17 protein-coding genes and 1 pseudogene are annotated in these 19,747 nt (G+C 66.8%); 8 read left to right on the top strand and 10 right to left on the bottom strand.

Going from position 1 to position 19,747, the window contains the following annotated elements; translation table 11 throughout:
- Window positions 1-35: 35 nt before the first annotated feature.
- The 6 genes from OXK16_13670 to OXK16_13645 all read right to left on the bottom strand — a co-directional run bounded on the left by OXK16_13670 (window position 36) and on the right by OXK16_13645 (window position 4,632).
- Complete coding sequence (locus OXK16_13670) at window positions 36-845, bottom strand: SDR family NAD(P)-dependent oxidoreductase (GenBank protein ID MDE0376992.1); 810 nt, start codon at window positions 843-845, stop codon at window positions 36-38.
- Window positions 842-1,927: a phosphotriesterase-related protein gene (locus OXK16_13665; GenBank protein MDE0376991.1), complete on the bottom strand. Its 1,086-nt coding sequence runs from the start codon at window positions 1,925-1,927 to the stop codon at window positions 842-844. The genes OXK16_13670 and OXK16_13665 overlap by 4 nt, the downstream gene beginning before the upstream one ends.
- A complete protein-coding gene (locus OXK16_13660) occupies window positions 1,924-2,949 on the bottom strand; it encodes an alcohol dehydrogenase catalytic domain-containing protein (GenBank protein ID MDE0376990.1) in 1,026 nt (341 codons plus the stop codon). The genes OXK16_13665 and OXK16_13660 overlap by 4 nt, the downstream gene beginning before the upstream one ends.
- A gap of 3 nt (window positions 2,950-2,952) precedes the next feature.
- A complete protein-coding gene (locus OXK16_13655) occupies window positions 2,953-4,074 on the bottom strand; it encodes a hypothetical protein (GenBank protein ID MDE0376989.1) in 1,122 nt (373 codons plus the stop codon).
- 61 nt (window positions 4,075-4,135) lie between these two features.
- On the bottom strand, window positions 4,136-4,462 hold the full coding sequence (locus tag OXK16_13650) for a type II toxin-antitoxin system PemK/MazF family toxin (GenBank protein MDE0376988.1): 327 nt from the start codon (window positions 4,460-4,462) through the stop codon (window positions 4,136-4,138).
- Window positions 4,459-4,632, bottom strand: a complete 174-nt coding sequence (locus OXK16_13645; protein MDE0376987.1) for an antitoxin MazE5 — start codon at window positions 4,630-4,632, stop codon at window positions 4,459-4,461. The genes OXK16_13650 and OXK16_13645 overlap by 4 nt, the downstream gene beginning before the upstream one ends.
- A gap of 201 nt (window positions 4,633-4,833) precedes the next feature.
- Between OXK16_13645 and OXK16_13640 the strand changes: the two genes are divergently transcribed.
- Entirely contained in the window at window positions 4,834-6,255 is a 1,422-nt protein-coding gene (locus OXK16_13640; GenBank protein MDE0376986.1) for a hypothetical protein, read from the top strand.
- 311 nt (window positions 6,256-6,566) lie between these two features.
- Here OXK16_13640 and OXK16_13635 read toward each other — a convergent pair whose 3' ends face one another.
- The 4 genes from OXK16_13635 to OXK16_13620 are packed head-to-tail and all read right to left on the bottom strand — an operon-like array spanning window position 6,567 to window position 11,373.
- Window positions 6,567-8,243, bottom strand: coding sequence for an ABC transporter permease (locus OXK16_13635; GenBank protein ID MDE0376985.1), 1,677 nt, complete (start codon window positions 8,241-8,243; stop codon window positions 6,567-6,569).
- Window positions 8,240-9,166, bottom strand: a complete 927-nt coding sequence (locus OXK16_13630) for an ABC transporter ATP-binding protein (protein MDE0376984.1) — start codon at window positions 9,164-9,166, stop codon at window positions 8,240-8,242. The genes OXK16_13635 and OXK16_13630 overlap by 4 nt, the downstream gene beginning before the upstream one ends.
- Before the next feature lie 3 nt (window positions 9,167-9,169).
- Window positions 9,170-9,934 carry a dienelactone hydrolase family protein gene (locus tag OXK16_13625; protein MDE0376983.1) on the bottom strand — a complete coding sequence of 255 codons (765 nt, stop codon included), beginning with the start codon at window positions 9,932-9,934 and terminating at the stop codon, window positions 9,170-9,172.
- 23 nt (window positions 9,935-9,957) lie between these two features.
- The gene (locus tag OXK16_13620; GenBank protein MDE0376982.1) at window positions 9,958-11,373 is read right to left on the bottom strand and encodes a hypothetical protein; all 1,416 of its coding nucleotides are present in this window, start codon (window positions 11,371-11,373) and stop codon (window positions 9,958-9,960) included.
- Window positions 11,374-11,562: 189 nt separating this feature from the next.
- Between OXK16_13620 and OXK16_13615 the strand changes: the two are divergent.
- The 7 genes and pseudogenes from OXK16_13615 to OXK16_13585 all read left to right on the top strand — a co-directional run.
- Window positions 11,563-13,335, top strand: a pseudogene (locus OXK16_13615) (SLC13 family permease).
- A 99-nt stretch (window positions 13,336-13,434) separates the two neighbouring features.
- Entirely contained in the window at window positions 13,435-15,762 is a 2,328-nt protein-coding gene (locus OXK16_13610; protein ID MDE0376981.1) for an SLC13 family permease, read from the top strand.
- 156 nt (window positions 15,763-15,918) lie between these two features.
- The gene (locus OXK16_13605; GenBank protein ID MDE0376980.1) at window positions 15,919-16,353 is read left to right on the top strand and encodes a globin; all 435 of its coding nucleotides are present in this window, start codon (window positions 15,919-15,921) and stop codon (window positions 16,351-16,353) included.
- Window positions 16,354-16,372: 19 nt separating this feature from the next.
- Entirely contained in the window at window positions 16,373-17,371 is a 999-nt protein-coding gene (locus OXK16_13600) for a DUF6282 family protein (GenBank protein MDE0376979.1), read from the top strand.
- Between the two features lie 165 nt (window positions 17,372-17,536).
- A complete protein-coding gene (locus OXK16_13595) occupies window positions 17,537-18,811 on the top strand; it encodes a DUF4143 domain-containing protein (GenBank protein MDE0376978.1) in 1,275 nt (424 codons plus the stop codon).
- A 142-nt stretch (window positions 18,812-18,953) separates the two neighbouring features.
- Entirely contained in the window at window positions 18,954-19,397 is a 444-nt protein-coding gene (locus OXK16_13590; protein MDE0376977.1) for a DUF1801 domain-containing protein, read from the top strand.
- Between the two features lie 169 nt (window positions 19,398-19,566).
- A partial coding sequence (locus OXK16_13585) for a hypothetical protein (GenBank protein MDE0376976.1) occupies window positions 19,567-19,747 on the top strand: 181 nt, incomplete at its 3' end.

Raw genomic sequence — 19,747 nt, 5'->3', positions numbered from 1 at the left:
GCCTAGCAGGTCGGCGGGATGTCTTCGGTGCTTTCCTAGTACATCACCAGGCCGCCGCTGACGTTGATGGTGGCGCCGTTTATGAAGCTGGCGTGCCGGGAGGCGAGGAACACCGCCACTGCCGCCACCTCCTCGGGGCGGCCCATCCGGCCTAGGGGGCACTGGGCGGCAGTACGGGCGGACATCTCGGGAGGGTTGTCCAGGTGTTGCATCGGGGTGTCGATCTGGCCGGGCGAGATGGTGTTGACCAGGATTCCGTGCGGACCGAAGGAGCGGGCCAGGCCACGGGTCATGGCGACGATCCCGGCCTTGCCGATCACGTAGGCGTCGCTCCCCAGGAACGGCCCGGTCAGCCAGGCCATCGAGGCGAAGTTGATGATGCGGCCGCCACCCCCGGCTGCCACCATCGCGTTTCCCGCCTCGCGACTCAGCAGGAATGACGCTTTCACGTTCACGTCCATCTGCAGGTCCCAGGCCTCGTCGTCGACCTCGTCGAGGCTGCGCCGGCGGAGCACCGCGGCCACGTTGGCCAGCGCCCACAGGTCGCCGAGACGCTCCACCAAGGACGCGACCAGCTGCGGTATGGCCGATGAGTCGGAGAGGTCGAACACCACCGGCAGGTGACCGTCTCCCGGGAGCTCCGACAGGGTGGATCGGAGACCCGGCTCGTCCCGATCGATGGCCGCCACACGGGCCCCGGTCGCGGCCATGGAGATGGTGACCGCACGCCCGATCCCGCTGGCTGCGCCGGTGACGATCACGCCGCGGCCTTCCAACCCGGCGCCCAGGTGCGACCGGCCGGAGCGGTTCGGGCTGTCCGCGGTCGATGGAGTGGCGCCGGTCATGGCCGTCCGGCGGCGGCCGTCCGGGCCAGGCCCGGGATCGCCAGCAGCCGGGCCGGGTTGGTGACCATCAGGGTTTCCAGCTCCGCATCGCCCCAGCCTGCGCTCCTGAGCAGCGGGACCACATGATCGAGGATGTGGGCGTATCCCCAGCCCCCGTAGGCCAGCAGGCGGGTCTTCACCCCGCCCATGTCCTGGGAGACGAACAACTGATCGACGAAGCCTTGCTCGGCCAGGTCCGCAATCCGCGCCACCACGTCGAAGTCGCTCGGCGGGTACTTGCCCAGGCCGATCAGCGAGTGGTCGAAGCCCATCAGGTCGAAGCCGAGGTTGGTCCCCCTGCCCAGCAGGTCCTCCAAGTAGGGCGGATGGCCGACCGCCGTGTTCATGTGGCCCAGGATCACCCGGCGGGGATCAACCCCCTCCGATTCGAGGATGTCGAGCACATACCCGCCCTCGAAGCCCCACGGGTGTACGTGGATGCTGATCGGTAGGCGGGTCTCGAGATGGGCCCATGCCGCGGCCCGGACGACACGTTCCTCCTCGGGCTGGACCGGGTCGTCGGTTCCGATTTCCCCGATGATTCCGGGACGGATACCGGTGTCGCCCACCCCGTGGCGCCATTCGTCGATCAGCTCGCCGGCGATGGCTTCCGTGGTTCGCCGGGCAGTGTCGGGCGGATGGCTTCCGGCCAGGTAGTAGCCACCGCCCATGATCACCTGCACCCCGCTGTGCTCGGCGATGCGCCGCAGGATGCCGGGATCCCTTGACAGGTGGCTGGGGGTCACGTCCACGATGGTGCGGCCTCCGGCCGCGCGGAACGGCTCCAACTCGGCCACGACCTGATCGGGATCCGTCTGGTGGTAGTTGTCCGGGAAGCCGCCGGGGTTCCATCGGGCCTCGGCGGCGGTCTCGAGGGTCAGCGGCGCCTCCGAGACCACCGGGTAACCGTGGATGCGGAGGATCGGCCGGCAATCCATGTGGAGGTGTTCGTGGATATGGGTAGGACCCAGCTCGGAGACCGGAACGGGTCCCCGTACCGTCATCGCCCGAGCGCGCCCCTCCGGCTCCGGAACGGTGGTCACCAGCCCGATCCGAAGTCGATCACCGAGCGGACCACCCGCCCGGCCCGGAGATCATCGAGAGCGTCGTTCACCTGATCGAGCGGCCGCCGGTTCCCGACCAGGTGGTCGGTGGTGATGGCGCCGTCGCGGTGGAGGTCCAGCACCTCCCGGATGTCTCGAGGGGTGAAGCCGCGGGAGCCCGAGAGGGCGGCTTCCCTCCAGATCAGGTCCATGGCATTCACCGGGAAGGGGTCCAGCGTGGCGCCGACCGCGATCACCCGGCAGCCGATGCCGGCGGACTCGACCGCCTGAGAGAAGACCTCCGCCGACCCGACCGTCTGGATGATGATGTCCGGCCCTCCCGGTCCGGCTGCCTCCTTGACCCGCTCGCTGATGCCGGGGCCCGTCCTGATAGCGACCTCGGCCCCCATCCTCACGGCCAGTTCGAGGCTTGCATCGGAGCGGCTCACCGCGATCACGCGGCAGCCCAGGTAGGCGGCCAGCTGCACGGCGTTGGCCCCGATCCCTCCGATCCCGAACACCACGACCGTCTCACCGGGTAGGGCGCCCGCCCGCTGTACGAGAGCGTGGTAGGGCGTAGCCACCGCATCGGTGAGCACCGCCACCGCAGCCGGATCGTCATGTTCGGTCACCGGAATGACCGAGCGGGCGGGGATCACCACGCGCTCGGCAAAGGCGCCGTTGAACTCCACGCCCATGCGGCGCACCCCCAGGCACATGTTGACCCGCCCGGACCGACATATCCGGCACGTCCCGCAGTAGTCGATGTAGTAGAGGGCCACCGGCTGGCCGATGCCGACCGAGTCGATCCCCGGACCCAGGGACGACACCACGCCGGCCGCCTCATGCCCGGGGATGATCGGAATGGTCGAGTCGAAGCCGCCCTTTTGGAGGAACAGATCGCTCCCGCAGACGCCGCACGCCCGGATGTCGACCACGACCTGTCCGGGACCCGGGACCGGATCGGGTATCTCGGTCAGTTCGAGCGGCCCACCGTATTCCCTGAGGACCGCGGCCCGCACCGCCTACCCCGTGCCGGGCAGTCCCAGCGAACCGGCGTCCGGCATGGGCGGAGCATCGAAGTTCGACGAGCCGAACACGTCCGGCTTCTTGCGTCCCACCCTGGTGTAGTACTCCTCGGGGACCTGGGTGGGATCCTTGAACATCTCCCACTGGCACTTCTGCCGCACGTCGGGGTCCGGATCGGTGTCCGGGTAGATAGGTGGATCCACGGTCCGGACCGGGTAGCCGAACCGGTCCATCGGCATCTCCTCCATCAGGATGATGCAGTGCGCGCAGTAGAGGCAGACCCCCTTCTGGTAATGGTTCCAGGAGGCCTCCTCCTGGCTGACACCCCAGTTGTAGGGGGGTTCCATGCGGGCCGGGGTCCCCTCGATCCAGTCTCCCCGGATGGTGCGCTGGCCCGATGAGCAGGGGTCGAACCGCAGGATGAAGCGATCGTCGGTCTCGATCAGCTCGAAGTCACCGGTGCGTTCCGGTCCCACCAGGTGGCCTCGCATGGACTCGCACGCCACGTTCATCAGCGTCTCGAGGGCTTCGTCCCAGGGATGCTTGTCGATGTCGAACTTCTCGTAGCGCCACGCGAACAAGGGCTCCAACACGACCTTGTACATGTCCACGATGCCTTGGCCGCCGAAGCGCTCCTGTATCTCCGACATGAGGCCGTAGGTGTGGTCGACATCCCGGTCGTGGGTCTGCCGCCATGTTTCCTTCATGGTGTCGAGGGCGGCCAGCGCGTGGTCGGGCTCGGCCCGGAAGAGGTGAGAGAGCAGCGTTCTCTGTGCCCGCTTGAAACGGTCCCAGTGGCGGTGCGCGTTCCAGGGCGAGCCGTCGGGGAGGGTGATCTTGGTGACGATGTCGGCGTTGATGCCGGCCACTTCTTCAGGAGACACGCCGTTGTTCTGCAGGAAGTTGCTCAGGTCGTTGATCCACTGGCGGTAGAGGATGAAGCAGACGCTGGCCTCGTCGATGAAGTAGTCCGCCAGATCAGCGGCATGGTCCCAACGTTCCTCGGCCACAGCCTCGCGGATCTTCCGGTAGGTGGAGATCTTCTGGTCTTCCCAGCTGCCGAGGCGGATCCTTCTGCCGACCGCCTCGGAGAACTCGATACGGGTCTCGGTCGTCATACTTGCCTCCTTGCGGTAATGCTATGGGGATTCGTCGGTTGCCCGTGACGTGGAATCGACGCTATCGGCAGTCTACGGCCGTTGCCAAAGCGGTGCAGACCTGGCGCATCCGCTCACCGCTGAGCTTGCCAAGGCGCGAGGTGAGGTGGGCTACCGAGACGTTGAAGGTCGAATCCAGCTGCACCACGCTCGGGAGCGGTACCGGGTCATCGCCCGGTTCGAGTACGACCTCGGTGGCGAGGTTGCGGACCACCGTACTGCACGGTGCTCCGATCACGCGGCGCAGGGCGGCTATCGCTGTGTCTCTCGATAGCACGACCACCGGCCGCCGGTGCCTGTCCGGAACCTCGCACCACCACACCTCGCCTCGCTGCGGTAGGGCTGTCACGTGGATCCGACCGCGTCCAGGAAGGCGGCCGGGTTGCCCCACTCATCCTCGGTTTCCAGTGGTAGTGTCTCGTAGATCCCGTACGACCGGTCGATCTCGGCGGCGTGCAAATCCGCACAAAGCGCGGCCAACGCCCGGTCGAGCAGGGAGGCGTCATTGAGATCCGGCAATGCGGCTCTCGCCTGTTCCAGTAGTTGGTCGCTTACGGTCGTGCTAACTCGAATCCGTGGCATGGCATAAAGATAGCATAGACATGGGATAAGCGTCCGAGGGATCTATCCGACGTAGCTGGCTACCGCGGCAGACAGAGGGGTGGGTCACGTCGGATGTCTTCTGTCGCCTACCCTGTCCGCCATGCCACGGAGGACACCATGAGGGCGAGGGCCTCGGCCGCGGTGATGCTTCCGTACTGGGAGTTCTGGGAGTCCAGTGCCGGGGGGGCATCCTTCCGCTCGGAACGGCGGGGCCTGCTTGACGAAGTGGTCGAGCGGTTGCAGGTGGCGGGCGTCGATGTGGTGTGGTCGGGCATGGTCGACTCGCCGGAGGCCGGGGCCACGGCAGCGGAGGAGATCGTGGCTGCCGGCGCGCAGGTGCTGGTGGTGGCGCAGTCGATGGCGGTTCCCCCCACGTACGCCATGGCGGCGCTGGATCGGTTGTGCGACCTGCCGGTGGTGGTGTGGGCCGTGCAGCGGAACCGGAGGCTCGGGGCGGGGTTCGACCAGTCGGATATCACCACGATGGGCGCGACGGTGGGCACGCCCATGCTGACCAACGTGCTGGTCCGATCGGGAAGGCCCTTCGAGTTGCTCGTGGGCGGGATCGGCGAGGAACCGGTCGTCGAGAAGTTGGCGGGGACGATCGGCGCGGGTGCGGTGGCCCGCTCATTGGCATCGGCGCGGATCGCCCGGGTGGGTCGTCCCATCGACGGATACGACTGCGTAGACATCGACGATCAGTTACTGAATGCGGCCACCGGCATCGAGCTCATCCCCGTCGATCCGGCCGAGATCCGGACTCTCTACCTGGGAGTTTCCGATGTGTCGGGACTGGAGGCCGAGCTGGCGAGCACGTACGAGGACGCGACGGAAGACCGGGAGGGCAGGACGCGCTCTCTGCGGCTGGCGGCGGCGGTGGAGGAACTGGATCGGGCCCGCAGCTTCGATGCCGGGGCCATGAACTGCCACGTGGCGGAGATCAGGTTCGGCGAGGAGCCGGGGGTCACCCCCTGCTTCGGCATCGGCCGGGAGACGACGAGGGGCGTGCCGTGGGCCTGCGCCGGCGACGTGCTCACCGCGGTGGCCATGCTGGTCGCCAAGCGGCTGGGTGGCGCGGCCCTGTACCACGAGATCGAGGCGATCGACTTCGAGACCGGCGAGGCGGCCATCGCCAACTCGGGGGAGCACGATCTCGGCTGGTGCGGTGACGGCACCCGTCCCCGGCTGCAGCCGAACCCGTGGTTCCGGTCGGACCCGATGACAGGCCTCAGCGCCTGGTTCGAGTTGCCGCCCGGCCCGGCCACCCTGGTGGGGTTCACCCCCCACCACGACGAGCCGAGCGGCTTCCGGCTCATAGCCGCCGAGGGGGAGATCACCGGCAGGTCGTTCCCGGACAGTCCCACGGTGGGGGGCGCCTTCCGGTTCGCGGGCGGGCAGTCGGTGGACGAGGCGTGGCGGCGCTGGGCGCTGGCCGGCGCCAACCATCACAGCGCGGCCGCTCCGGGATCCCTGGCTAACGAAGTGCGTGTGGTAGCCCGCTACCTCGGGATCGGCTTCGCTCGGGTCTCCCAGGCCTGATCGTTCATGTCACCGCGCCGATGCGACAGATCAGGTCCCGGATCGAGCAAACGAAGAGAACGCGAAAACCAGATATTGAAATCTGGAAAGATGTTGTGATATGTTATCCTATATGGAAGCGTTGCTCTCGTCGGTCATAAGTGTTGTCGGGGTCCTCTTGGGACTCATGTTCCTCTGGTTGCGATCCGATATCAAGGGTCTCCGGTCAGAAATGAAGGCGCTCCGGTCCGAAGTGGTCACGACCCTCCGAGATCACGGCGAGAGGCTCGCCCGGCTAGAGACCCTGCTCCACAAAGGTACGTAAGCGGCGGTCAGACGCTGGTGTCCCGCCGCCGGAAGCGGGCTATGGCCAGCCACGCCATGGCAACCGTCCCGGCCAGCAACAGGAAGTAGGACGGTTCGAACCCCTTGGCGAGCGGTGGATCGTCTCCGAAGTACCAGTAGAAGGGCGAGACCAACCGGATCGGTCGGAGGCCATCCGCCAGGGCGCCCAGGCCGTTCATCAGGAAGGTTGCCAGGGCTGCGATGCCGGCGATCCGGACGGCCGGCAGGGACGTGCCCCTGAACCCCCACAGCAGGAGCGCCAGTCCGGCGAAGAACAGGCCGAGCAGGTACAGCCCGGCGCCCGCCGCCAGGATCGGCCCGAACCCGAGTCCCGTCTCCCACCGGCGGTCAGCCAGCAAGGCGACGACTGTCGGGATCAGCACCACCAACCCGGCCGAGAGAGCGACGGCCGCCAGCTTGGAGGCAACGACCCGACTACGGGACGACGGCTGGGCCAGCACCAGATCGAGCACACCGGAGTCCTCCTGGCGGACCAGAGCCATCGACACGCCGCGCACGCAGAAGAAGATCACCACTATCGGGCCGATCGATTGGTAACTGCGCGATGAGACGAACCCGGCCGGGGTGACGATCGCATCCGGATTGGTCATGCCGAACATGACGAACACTTCCCGGGGCATGGAGGTGACCAGCGCTGCCAGCGCCTCGGCATCCTGAGCGAGGGCCGGCCACGCCGAGAACATGGCGAGGGACAGCAAGCCGAGGCCCCCGCCCCACGCCCAGACGGACCGGCGACGATCCCAGATGACCTTTCGGAACGGATCGGTGAGGAGCCACGCCGCCCGTGGTTGCCGAGTCCGGCGCCGCGCTCGGCGCCGGACCTTGGCATCAGGCAGGGCTGCCCGCTCCGTGGCGATGTCCCTCCGGTCGAACAACAGCACCGCGACCACCAGCAGGACGGCGGTGGTTATGAGCAGCCACAGGTGACCGGCGCCGAAACCTGTGACCAGCGGGTTGGGCTCCCGGTACCAGGTGAACGGGCTCAGCCCTCCCGCACCCTCCAGCCAGGGGAACAGGCCAGAGAAGCTGGTCACGAACCACGCCAGGAGCGCCAGCAACCCGGCCATCCCGCCGGCGGTGGCCGACCGACCCGTAAACGCCCCTACCAGCAAGGCCACCGCGCCGAAGGAGGTACCGAGCAGCCAGAGCGACAGGCCGGCCGCCGCCACACCCACCACGGGCAGGTCCAGTCCGAAGACGGGGTTCGCAACCAGGAGCGTGACGGTGATCACGGCCACCATCAGCAGGGTGGCCGCCGCCACGCCGCCTGCCTTCTCAAGGAAGACCCGGCGCCGGGATACCGGATTGGACAGCAGCATGTCCATCAGACCTTCCCGTTCTTCGGTGGACGTCTCCGCGACCATCGCGCTGATCACGAAGATGAGGATCAGGAGCGGTGCGAACAGCGCGAAGAACTCGGCCGACAGGAACCCCGCCGCCGTCAGGAATGTGGCCAGATCGGTTCCGACGGCAGCGAACATTTCCGGCGGGACCTGCTCCATGATGTCGTTGAAGCCCTGGTTGTCCCGCAGGATCGGGAACAACGCTCCCAGCCAGACGACCAGCGCCACCAGGCCGAGGCTGTTGCCGATCAGGGCCCGGCGCCGGTCCCTGAGGCTCTTGACCAGGATGGCGGTGGTCAAGGCGCGCCTCCTCCCGGTCCGGATTCGGGATCCCCTTGCCCGTAGTAGGAGAGGAAGACGTCATCGAGGTCGGCTTCTTCGGTGTGGATGGCGATCGCCCCGGCGTCTGCCGCGGCCCGGATCACCGCGTCCTGAGGCCCCGAAACGCTCAGGCTCAACAGCCTGCCGCCGTCATGGACCTCGACCGACATGACTCCCCGGAGACCGGCGAAGCCGGACGGGTCGGCCGGCGCGGCGAACTCGATCGACAGGTTGGACTGGACCTTGCTGCGGAACCCGTCGAGGGTGTCCACGGCGATCAGATGACCTTGGCGGATGATCCCCACCCGGTCGGCCATCCGTTCCACCTCGGGCAGGTAGTGCGAGGACAGGAACACGGTGCGGCCCTCGGCCCGCACCTCGCCGAGAAGTGTGGCGAACTCCTGCTGCATGAGGGGATCGAGGCCGCCGGTCGGCTCGTCAAGTATCAACAGCTCGGGCTCGTGCATGAATGCGTTGACCAGTCCCACCTTCTGGCGGTTGCCCTTCGAGTACTCCTTGATACGCCGGTCCAGGTCCAGTTCGAACCGGTCGGCCAGCAGGGTCGTGGATGCGGCGGTGTCGACACCCCGGAGCCGGCTGAAGTAGAGGAGGAACTCCCGTCCGGTCATCGACGGGTACAGGGCCAGATCCCCGGGCAGGTATCCGACTCGGCTCCTGATGGCCACCGAGTCGGCCGTGATATCCATGCCGAACACGGTTCCCGAACCCCTGGTCGGCTGCAGGAAGTTGAGGAGCAGGCGAATCGTGGTGGTCTTGCCCGCGCCGTTGGGGCCTATGAAGCCGAATACCTCGCCCACGTCGACGGCGAGGTCCAGGTCGACGATGCCGGCGGCGTCACCGTAGTACTTGGTGAGACCTCGGGTTTCGATCGCTTCTGACATGCCTCACCTTCCTTCCCGGGATGAATTGGCGGCGATGAAGGCCAGGATCCGCTCCCAGGCGTCGATCGAGTCGTCGGCGAACTCACCGTAGCGGCGGTCGAAGAACGAGTGAGGAGCGCCCGGGTATACCACGACCTCGTGGGGAACCCCGGCTCCCGCCAGCGCGTCCTCGAACCCCTTGACTTCTTCGAGCGGGATGCTGGGATCGTCTCCGCCCATGAGGGCGAGGATCGGGCATGCCATGCCGGCCACCCGGTCTATGGCCCCGGCGGTCTCCTCCGGGCGGCGGGGTCTGCCGTAGAAGCCGATGGCGCCGGATAGCGCGAGGCCGTTGGCGGCCTGGTGCCAGGACGCGGATCCGCCGAAGCAGAAACCCATGGTGAAGACCACGCGCTCCGGATCGCGTGCCCGGAGATGGGAGACGGCTGCGGCCACGTCGTCCCGGATGCCGGCGAACGTGGTGTCGTGGACATGGGGCCAGAAGTCCCACTCGTGGGGTCGCTCACCGAGCCCGGCGGTGCGTCCGAAGTAGTCGACGGCCACCGCATCATGGCCGGCGTGGGCTAGCAGTAGGGCCAGTTCCTTGTAGAACCGGAACAAGCCCCGCACGTCGGGCAGGACCACCACCGCGGCCGTCGAAGGCGTGCCTCCGGCGGCCTCGAATGCGGAGAAGCGGTTGCCGTCCCGCGCGGTCAGTACCAGATCGCGACGCTGTGCCGGTCGATCCCCCTTCGGGATGGGAGGAGCGGAGTCCTGGTCGAAACACACGTCTGCCTACTTCTAGCGTTCCGCTACACCGCGGTATAGGTTATCCGCAGCATTGCGGCGGTCCGGCGTAGCACATCCCCCTGGTGGCCCGGCAGCACGGCGGCGTGGTGGGTGGCGCCCGCTTCGCACCATCGGGCGTAGGCCCCGGCCACTTCTCCCGAGTCGAACCGGAACATCCCGTTGGGCCCCTCCATAGCGTGGTGCTTCGAGTCGAGGATCCGGCCCTCGGCGCCCACCAGGACCCATCCGTTGCTGTGATCGATCGGGCTGAGGCTGATCAGCGTGGCCGGCCCTTCCGGGAGCTCGAACGCCACCGCGGTCCCCGGTCCGTGATCGCCCATGTAGTGGTCCTCGGGGAGCAGGGTCACGCGGGACGACGCCGCCCGGATGGTGAGGTCGCCCTCTCCGCCGTTGGCCACCAGTATCCAGTTCCCCGGGAAGTCGACCTGGTAAAGCTCGCAGTACAGGGCCGATCCGGCCAGGCGCTTCCCGATGGCCAGAGCGATCGCGGTGGGGATGTCGCCGGTGCAGGCGAAGGGCAACCCGGCCTCGGCGCACAAGGCCACTCCCAGGCAGGCGGTCACACCCACTTCCGGATTCCAGCGGAGCGCGTCGCCGTGGCAGTTGACCGCCCCGGCGTTGGCGTCGTTCTGGTGGCACAGCTCCTTCATGGCCAGAGCGAGCCGGGCGGAGCGGGCAAGGACCTGATCGTCGACCCGGTCGGCCTCGAAACGAGCCCGGAGTTCACCGACGAGGGCGGACACCTCGCCGTCGCCCACCGCCCGGAACGCCGCGGCGATCCCCGGCGGATCGACGTCGATGACCTCGACCCCCAGATCGACCAGTTGCTCGCCGGTGACCTCGACGTCCATGTAGCCCGGGATGGGCTTGCCGATGGTGAGCAGCCGGGACTTGGTGACCGTGGCGGCGGCATCCGCTGCTCTCAGCGTATCGCCGAGGACGGTGTCGAGCTCGTCCCCGATGACCGAAGAGACCAGCGTGGTGAACTGCCGGCCCATCCTGACCAGCACGTTCGTGAACATGACCAGACCGACCGTCAGGCTCCTGCGGGTGGCCTCCTCGGTGGCGTAGTCGTCCGGCACCTCGATGAGTTCCTGCGCCCCTACCGCCACCACCGGCACCCGGGGGAGATTCCGGATCGCCTCCCATCCGTAGCTGGGCGGGGCGGCCATGGTGGGCGCGAAGACGATCACGTCGACGTCGGAGCGGGCGAACAGCACGCCGGCCTCCCGCCCCGCTTCGTCATTGTCCACCACGCCGGGGTAGATGACCGATCCGAACTGCTCGAGCCGGGTCCGCAAAGCCTCGGCGAATGCCGTGCGCTCCTGCCGGAACTCGGGCGGCATGGCCGCATCGAACAACCCGAAGTAGACGGCCAGCAATCCGATCCTGAGGGTGGGAGCGTTATCACCGGGCATACCTGTCCTCGCCGTGGCTGACCCCGGATTCTGACATATGGGCGGGCGCGTTCGGCGGCGGGAGCCCGTGATAAGGTATCCGGAGTCGGATACCAGGCGCCGAAGCGAGCCGCCGGCTCAGTATCGCGAGAGCTGGAACCTGGGGAGGAGTCATGACCCCACTCCCATCCGTTCGATCTCCCGAGTAGTACGGATATGTCGCTGGACGCGGTACTCGTCCTTGCCATTCTCGTCGGAACGGTCGCCCTGTTCGTTGCCGAGAAGTACCCCCTCGACATGGTGGCATTGCTCGGTCTGGGCGCCCTGCTGGGTCTGGGTCTGGTCACGCCACAGGAGGGGTTCTCCGGATTCAGCAATCCGGCAACCCTCACGGTGGCCGCCATGTTCATCCTGAGCGCGGGCCTCCAGAAGACCGGCGCCACGGCTGCGGTAGGACGGGTCATGGTCCGTTTCGGCAAGGACCACTACAGCGCGCTGGTGGTCGTGATGAGCACGATCACGGTGATGTCGGCGTTCGTCAACAACACGGCAGCGGTGGCGGTTTTCATCCCGCTGGTCACGATCCTCGCCAACCGGCGCAGAGTCTCCGCCTCCAAGCTGCTCATCCCGCTCTCCTACGCCTCTCAGTTCGGGGGCGTCTGCACTCTGATCGGCACCTCCACCAACCTGCTGGTCAGCTCGATATCCGAGCAGGCCGGGTACGGGTCGTTCAGCATGTTCGAGTTCAGCCGGATGGGCCTGATCCTCTTCGCCGCAGGAGTCACCTTCTTCCTTGTGTTCGGGCGTTGGCTGCTACCAGACCGCCAGGTGAGCGAGCTCGCCAGCACGTACAACCTCGGCGAGTACGTCACCGAGATGCGGGTGCGGAGTAACTCGCCGCTGGTCGGCCAGACCGTGCTCGAGAGCCGCCTCGGTGAGGAGCACGACGTCACGGTGCTACGCGTTCTGCACATCGGGGATGCCGGATGGGCGCCGCTCCGGCAGGTCCTCGAACCGGATCAGGTGCTCCTCGTGCGCGGCGAGATCAACGAGTTGATCCGCCTGCGCGACTCCATGGGCCTGGAGCTCAATGTCGACTTCGAACTGAGGGACGAGACGCTGCAGACCGAGGACCTGCGCCTGGTGCAGGCCCTGGTCGCGCCGGGGTCCGAGCTCATCGGCCACACCCTCAAGGAACTGGACTTCCGTAACCGCTACAAGGCGCTGGTGCTGGCCATGCAGCGCCGGGGCGAGACGATCCACGACCGGCTCAGCACCGTCACCCTCAGCCTCGGCGACGTGATCCTGGTCCAGGCACACGAGGCCGAGATCAGGGCGCTGCGACGCAACAGAGGCTTCATCGTGCTCGACGAGGTCCCGGGTACGGCCCTACGACACCGCGCTCCCTTGGTGATAGGGATCCTCGTTGCTGTCGTCGGGTTGGCCGCCTTCAACGTCTTCCCGATCCTCGTGACGGCGCTGCTCGGTTGCCTCGCGTTGTTGCTGACCCGCGTGCTGAGACTGGACGAGGCGTACCAGGCCATCAACTGGCAGGTCATCTTCCTCCTCGCCGGGATCCTCCCGCTCGGGATAGCCATGCAGACCAGCGGCGCGGCCGGGTTCCTGGCGGAGCGGGCGGTCGGAGTGGTGGGCGGTATGGGGCCGGTGGCCGTGCTCGCGGTCATCTACCTGATGACCTCGGTGATGACCGACACGATGAGCAACGCCGCGGCCGCGGTGCTCCTCGCGCCCATAGCCATCTCCACCGCTGAGCAGATCGGCGTCGACCCACGGCCCTTCCTGATGGCGATCACCTTCGCCGCCTCGACCGGCTTCTCCACGCCGGTGGGCTACCAGACGAACACGATGATCTACAACGCGGGTGGCTACAGGTACACGGACTTCCTGCGTACCGGCGTGCCCCTCAGCATCATCTTCTGGATCCTGTCGGTGATCTTCATTCCCCGTCTCTGGTCGTTTTGATCGCACGGTGAACCGGAGCGCTGGAAACAGGGACCGCACGATGGATTACTTTGCAGGCAGACCCAACGGGCTGAAGGCTCCTGTCGACGGGGCAGGCTCGTGACCTGGGAGATCGGGTTCCTGATCCTGCTGCTGGTGGTGATGGCCTACCTGTTCCTGACCGCCAAGCTTCCGGTGGACCTGACTGCCTTCCTGGGCCTGGCGGTGCTGATCGTCGGAGGCTACGTGGGGCCTACGGAAGCCTTCAGCGGCTTCGCCTCGCCGGCCGTGATAACAATGCTCGCCATCTTCATCATCAGCGCCGCTCTGCTCTACACGGGGATAGCCGACGTCGTGGCGTCCAAGGTCTACACCCTGGTGGGCAGCAGGGAGGTCCCGCTGATCATCACCCTCATGCTGGTGTCGGGCATCCTCTCGGGGTTCATGAACAACATCGCCGCCACCGCGGTCCTGATGCCGGCGGTGGCGGGAATCGCCCGGAGGGCGGGGCTGCCGGCTTCGCGCCTGATGATGCCCCTCGCGTTCGGGTCGATCCTGGGCGGCACGACCACCATGGTGGGCACCCCGCCCAACATCGTCGCCGCCACCATCATCGCCGAGCGGGACATGACGCCGTTCGGTCTGTTCGACTTCACTCCCATCGGGCTGGTGCTCCTCGCCGCCGGAATCCTGTTCATGATCACGGTCGGCCGGCGGCTCCTTCCCGACCGTCAGGTGGGTCCTGCGGAGTCGGAGGCGGATGAGTTGACCCACATCTACCAACTCGAGGAGCGCCTGTTCACGATCCGCATTCCCGAGCCGTCCGCCATGGACGGCGTCACCCTGTCCGAAGCCCACTTGTCCGGCGCCCTGGGCATCAAGGTGGTAGCCATACACCGGGGCGCCAAGCACCTCTCCCCGACGGCCGACACCCTTCTGAGGGGCGGTGACGTTCTTCTCGTGGAGGGCAGGCTGTCGGATCTCGAGGACCTGCTGCGGGTCGGGGAGGTGGAACTCCAGCCGACCTCGACCCGCCAACTCCCCAGGCCGAGACGAGGTTTCACCGCCATCAGGTTCGAGGTTCCCGCCTCGTCGAGCCTGGCAGGAACAAGCCCGCGCGAAGCGCGCTTCAGGGACCGTTACGAGGCGGTGATCGTAGGCGTGGAGCGGGATGGGGAGGTCATGCGGGAGAACCTGGCATCCCGGACCATCCACGCCGGGGATCATGTGATCGCTATCGGGCCCCGCTCCCAGCTGCTGGAGATGCAACCCGACCCGAACTTCCTGGTGAAGGACCTGGGGCTGTCGGCGATGCAGGCCTTCGAGGGCCATCTCTCGGTACTCCGCGTCCCGGAGGGTTCCTCGCTGGCGGGATCGACGGTGGGGTCGAGCCGGCTGAGCGAACTGGTGGGAGTCACGGTCGGAGGGATCATCCGTGATGACGTAACCCGTCTCGACGTGCATCCCGACGACGTGCTCGAGGCCGGCGATGGTCTGCTGGTGGCGTGCGAGCCGGCCCGGTTCGAGAGGTTGGTCCGGCTGGGTGACGTAGAGGTGGATTCCCGGGTGGGTGAGGGAGAGCTCGAATCGGAGGACTTCGGCATCGTCGAGGTGGCGCTGGCGCCCCGCTCGGCGATCGAGGGTAAGACCTCACGCGAGCTGCAGTTCCGGGATCGCTACGGCCTCCAGTTGCTGGCGGTCTGGAGGGACGGCCGCTCCATCTACGAGGACCTCGCCGATCTGGCGTTCCGCTTCGGTGATGGATTACTGGTGCAGGGTCCTTGGGAGCGGATCAGCCTGCTCGGTTCCGACCCCGACTTCGTGGTGCTCTCACCGGCGGGGATGCGGCCTCGCCGTCCCAAGAAGGCCCCCATCGCGCTGGGAGCGTTGCTGCTGATGGTCGCGATGGTGGTGCTGGGCATCCAGCCCATCCACGTGGCCGCCTTCATCGCCGCCAGCCTCGTGTTGCTGTTCGGCACCGTCACCATGGAGGAGGCATACCGGGCCATCGAGTGGCGCACCATCTTCCTGGTGGCGGCGGTCCTGCCGGTGGGGATCGCCATGGAGAGCACCGGCGCGGCGTTGCTCCTGGTCAGCAGGGTGAGGGAGTGGCTGGGACCGATGGGCCACCTCGCCATCCTCATCGCCCTGGTGGTACTTGCCAGCCTTCTCAGCCAGGCTCTTGACGGGGCCCCGGCGGTGGTCCTCCTGGCGCCGGTCGCCCTGGAAACGGCTGCTCAGCTGGGCATGAACCCCTACGCGGCCATGATGGGGGTGAGCCTGGCCGCGTCGGCCGCCTTCATGACTCCGTTCAGCCACAAGGCCAACCTCCTCGTCATGGGAGCGGGTGGTTACCGGGCCATCGACTACGCCCGCGTCGGTACTCCGCTGACCGTGGTCGTCCTGGGCATAGTCGTCGCCCTGGTACCGGTCTTCTTCCCCATCTGAGCCGCCGCGCGGCACCCTGACGGTAAGTCGCGCGTTCGACACCGGTGTCCCATCCTTCGGCAGCTGCATAGGGCCGATGAGAACCCGATTATCTAGGCTGGGAAGGTGAGCGAGCCGGGCAACGTGGCAGGCGACTTTGGTCAGCCGACGAAGGTGATCCTCCGCGGATCACTACGAGAGGCGACGAAGGCTCCTCCCACCGTCTACAAGACGGTCGGAGGCCAGCGATTCTTTGACGATCTCGTCGACCGTTTCTACGATGCCGTGGAGGGAGACCCGTTGCTGCGGCCCATGTATCCGCGGGACCTGCGGAGATCCCGCGAGCGCCTGGCCGGCTTCCTGGCCCAGTACTGGGGTGGGCCGCCGCGCTACAGCGAGGAGCGGGGCCATCCCCGCCTGCGGATGCGCCACATGCCCTTTGCCATCGGCCCTGCCGAGCGTGACGCCTGGATGGCGCACATGGCAGCCTCTCTCGATGTCGCAACCCTGGCCGACGGCACCGGCCGCCCCCTCCCTGCCGAGGTCCGGGCCGCCATGTTCGACCACTTCGACAACGCCGCCACCCACCTGATCAACCAGCCCGGCGCTTGACCGGGACTGGGACCGTCGCATGATGTTGCCCGAGAACCGTTCCTTCGAATTGTCCCGGCAGCTTCTCGAAGGTGCCATAGACATCCACGTCCACGCCACCCCGCACCTGCCCAGCAGCCCGCGACGGCTGGACCCCATCGAGGCGGCCATCGAGGCCCGGGACGCAGGCATGAGGGCCATCGTGCTGATGGACGTCTTCCAGATGAGCAACGGGATCGCCTGGATCGTGAACCGGGCCGTGCCCGACTTCACGGTCTACGGCGGTCTGATCCTCAATACCGCGTACGGCGGCCTGAACCCTCGGGCTGTCAAGACGGCGATCGGGTACGGCGATGGCGCCAGGTTCATCAGCTTCGGCGCCCACTCCACCTACTACCAGGCCTCCAGGGAGGGCCGGATCGTGGACGGGAAGTTCACACCACTGAAGGACCTGTACCCGGAGTTCAGGAGGGAGGAGGTGGATCGGTCCATCCGCATCCCCGTTGAAGGGCCGGCGGGGCCCGAACTGGACGAGATCCTGAGCGTCATCTCGGACCATCCCCGTGTCTTCCTGAACACGGGCCACGTCTCGCCCGAGGAGGCCATCCGCCTGGTCGATCTCGCACACGAGTACGGCATCGGTAACGTGCTGGTAGCCACCGCCGTCACCCAGGCTGCCTCGACGGACCAGCTCCGGCACATGGCCCGGAGGGGCGCTTTCATCGAGTACACCCTGGGTGCCTACACGCACACCACGTCGATCCCCAAGACCCACTACTACGTAGAGCTGGCGTACGCGGCGGACGAGGAGATGACGGGGGAGGCGAGCGGCGGCATCAGGAAGTCCGCCGAGCAGATGCGGCAGGTGGGAACGCATCACTGCATCCTGGCGACGGACTTCGGCGGGTACACCCTGCCGGCGCCGGTCGAAGGCCTACGCGAGTTCATCGCCTGCCTCCTCGACCTGGGCGTGCCGGCCGAGGACATCCGCAAGATGGTCAGGACCAATCCCAGGAAACTCCTCGGCCTCGATCCGTAAGCGAAGTCGACCCCCCGAGTCCCTCCCGCCTCCCACAGCCCGAACGACACCATGTTTCGCAAAGTGGAGTGCATGAACTCCGCAAAGTGCATTGCAGATCACTCGCAAAGTGGAGTGTAGAATCGTCCCAAAGTGTAGTTTGCCAACCAGCCCTGTGGAGGAGCCTTGGTCGATCACGGGAGTCCCGATTATCTGGATCGAGCGGTGGACGCCGAGGTAGCCGCAGCTCTAGCCTCGTCACCCGCCGTGCTCATAGAGGGCCCGCGAGGCTGTGGCAAGACCTGGACCGGGCAGAGGTTCGCTCGTAGCGAGATCTTCTTGGACGGGTCGGAAGCCCTCCGGATCGCCGCCGAAGTGGACCCGGACTCGATACTGGCGGGCGAGGAACCGCGACTGTTGGATGAGTGGCAGCTGGTCCGCGGCATTTGGAATCCGATGCGCCGCGCCTGCGACCGGCGGGGAGGGTTCGGACACTTCCTACTCACGGGCTCGCAGAATCCCCCGGACGATCTCACCGAGCACTCCGGCGCGGGGCGGGTCGCCCGTGTACGTATGAGACCCATGGCGTTGTGGGAATCCGGCGACTCCACCGGCGAGGTGTCTCTGTCATCGCTATTGGAGGGTGGTCGATGCAGAGCGCCGGACATGGGCCGGACTATCAGCGACTTGGCGTCCCTCATCTGTCGCGGAGGGTGGCCTCGCATGATCGGGATGGCCGCTGGCACCGCGCAGGCTCGCCTCCGTGACTACCTGAGCGATATCGCCCGCATCGACATCTCCCGTGTTGCAGGAGTAAGACGCAACCCGCGGATGGTGACGGACCTGCTCGCGTCCCTTGCTCGTAACGAGGCCACCACAGCATCTATCGCCACTCTGCAGGCCGATCTGGCCGAAGCGGGTGCCGGAGCACCCGCTCGTTCAACCATCGGGGCCTACCTGGACGAACTCGCCCGCCTTTTCGTGATTGAGCCATTACCGGCCTGGTTCGCTCATCTCAGATCGGCGTCCCGTCTGAGGAAGACCCCCAAGAAGTACTTCGCCGACCCTGCGCTGGCAGTTGCCGCGCTGCGAGGTTCCCCGGCGTTTCTGGAGCGAGATCTGGAGACGATGGGCTTGCTGTTCGAGTCGATGGCGGTGCGCGACCTTCGGGTATACACCCAGGCGATGGGAGCGCATCTGTACTACTACCGGGATGAGAGGAACCTGGAGGCCGATGCCGTCATCGACGGTCTCGACGGTCGCTGGGCCGCTGTGGAGATCAAGCTCGGAGGGGCATCGGCCGTCAAGAGGGCCATGGATTCCCTGAGAGCCGTGCGTTCCCGGGTGGACACGGTCCGGCGCGGCGAGCCGGCGCGGCTGATCGTGCTGACGGCGTTCGGGCCCGGCTACCAGGCCGACGACGGGGTGGCGGTGGTGCCCCTGACCGCGCTGAGACCTTGACTACCTTCGCTTCTCCGCTCCGAGGCTGAGCTGGCGTCGATCCTGATAGAGAACTCCTTCGATCCAGAGTTCGTGGATGAATCAGCAGCCGCGGGCGACGACCTCGCCGCGAAACTCCGGCGCAGTTCTATGCTGTGTCACGATGAGATCGGACGCCGTGACCGTGGAGGAGTACCTGGCGAGCCTTCCCCAGGATCGGCGGGAGGCGATCTCGGCGGTGCGGTCCCTGATTCTCGAACGGCTCCCGGACGGGTACGAGGAGGAGATGCGCTGGGGCATGATCTCCTACGAGGTGCCGCTCGCGATCCAGCCTGACACCTACAACGGGAAGCCGCTCATGTACGCGGCGCTCGCATCGCAGAAGAGGCACATGGCCGTCTACCTGTCGGGCGTCTACGCCGATCAGGCAGCCCGTGACGATTTCGAGCAGGCGTACCGGGCTACGGGCAAGCGCATGGACATGGGCAAGAGCTGCGTCCGCTTCCGCCGCCTCGACGACCTACCTTTCGAGGTCATCGGGGAGGCCATCGCCCGCTATTCCGTCAGCGACTTCGTCGACCTCTACCACCGGGCTCGCCGCCGCTGAATCCTCGGATCGGCGGCCGGAGATTAGAACGCCTTCTGGACGGCCCCGCTTCGAAGGCCCCTGCTACGGTCAATCAGTGGGCAGGAGGCGGCTTGGCGATGCCTTGCACCAGCGCTATGGGAGGTAGAAGATGCTCCGAGGGACGTGGTATAGGTTCAGACCAGGGTTGGTGATCGTCTCGGTCTTCTTCCTCTTCGCCGCGGCCTGCGGTGACGACGAGGAGACCCCCGAGCCGGTCGCGACCCAAGCCCCCGCCACTACCGAGGCGGCAGCGCCCGAGACCACTGCGATGACCGCTGATGAGCCGATCAAGTTGGGTTATATCTCGGGTGGTGATGCGGATCCGTTCG

This window comes from bacterium, from assembly GCA_028821235.1.
GTDB lineage: Bacteria > Actinomycetota > Acidimicrobiia > Spongiisociales > Spongiisociaceae > Spongiisocius.
This window is presented reverse-complemented; position numbering and strand designations above follow the sequence as displayed.

Excerpts from the sequence above, each read along its gene's own strand:
- OXK16_13670 (MDE0376992.1), bottom strand. The coding sequence starts at position 845 with ATGACCGGCGCCACTCCATCGACCGCGGACAGCCCGAACCGCTCCGGC.
- OXK16_13655 (MDE0376989.1), bottom strand. The coding sequence starts at position 4,074 with ATGACGACCGAGACCCGTATCGAGTTCTCCGAGGCGGTCGGCAGAAGG.
- OXK16_13640 (MDE0376986.1), top strand. The coding sequence starts at position 4,834 with ATGAGGGCGAGGGCCTCGGCCGCGGTGATGCTTCCGTACTGGGAGTTC.
- OXK16_13630 (MDE0376984.1), bottom strand. The coding sequence starts at position 9,166 with ATGTCAGAAGCGATCGAAACCCGAGGTCTCACCAAGTACTACGGTGAC.
- OXK16_13620 (MDE0376982.1), bottom strand. The coding sequence starts at position 11,373 with ATGCCCGGTGATAACGCTCCCACCCTCAGGATCGGATTGCTGGCCGTC.
- OXK16_13600 (MDE0376979.1), top strand. The coding sequence starts at position 16,373 with ATGATGTTGCCCGAGAACCGTTCCTTCGAATTGTCCCGGCAGCTTCTC.
- OXK16_13590 (MDE0376977.1), top strand. The coding sequence starts at position 18,954 with ATGAGATCGGACGCCGTGACCGTGGAGGAGTACCTGGCGAGCCTTCCC.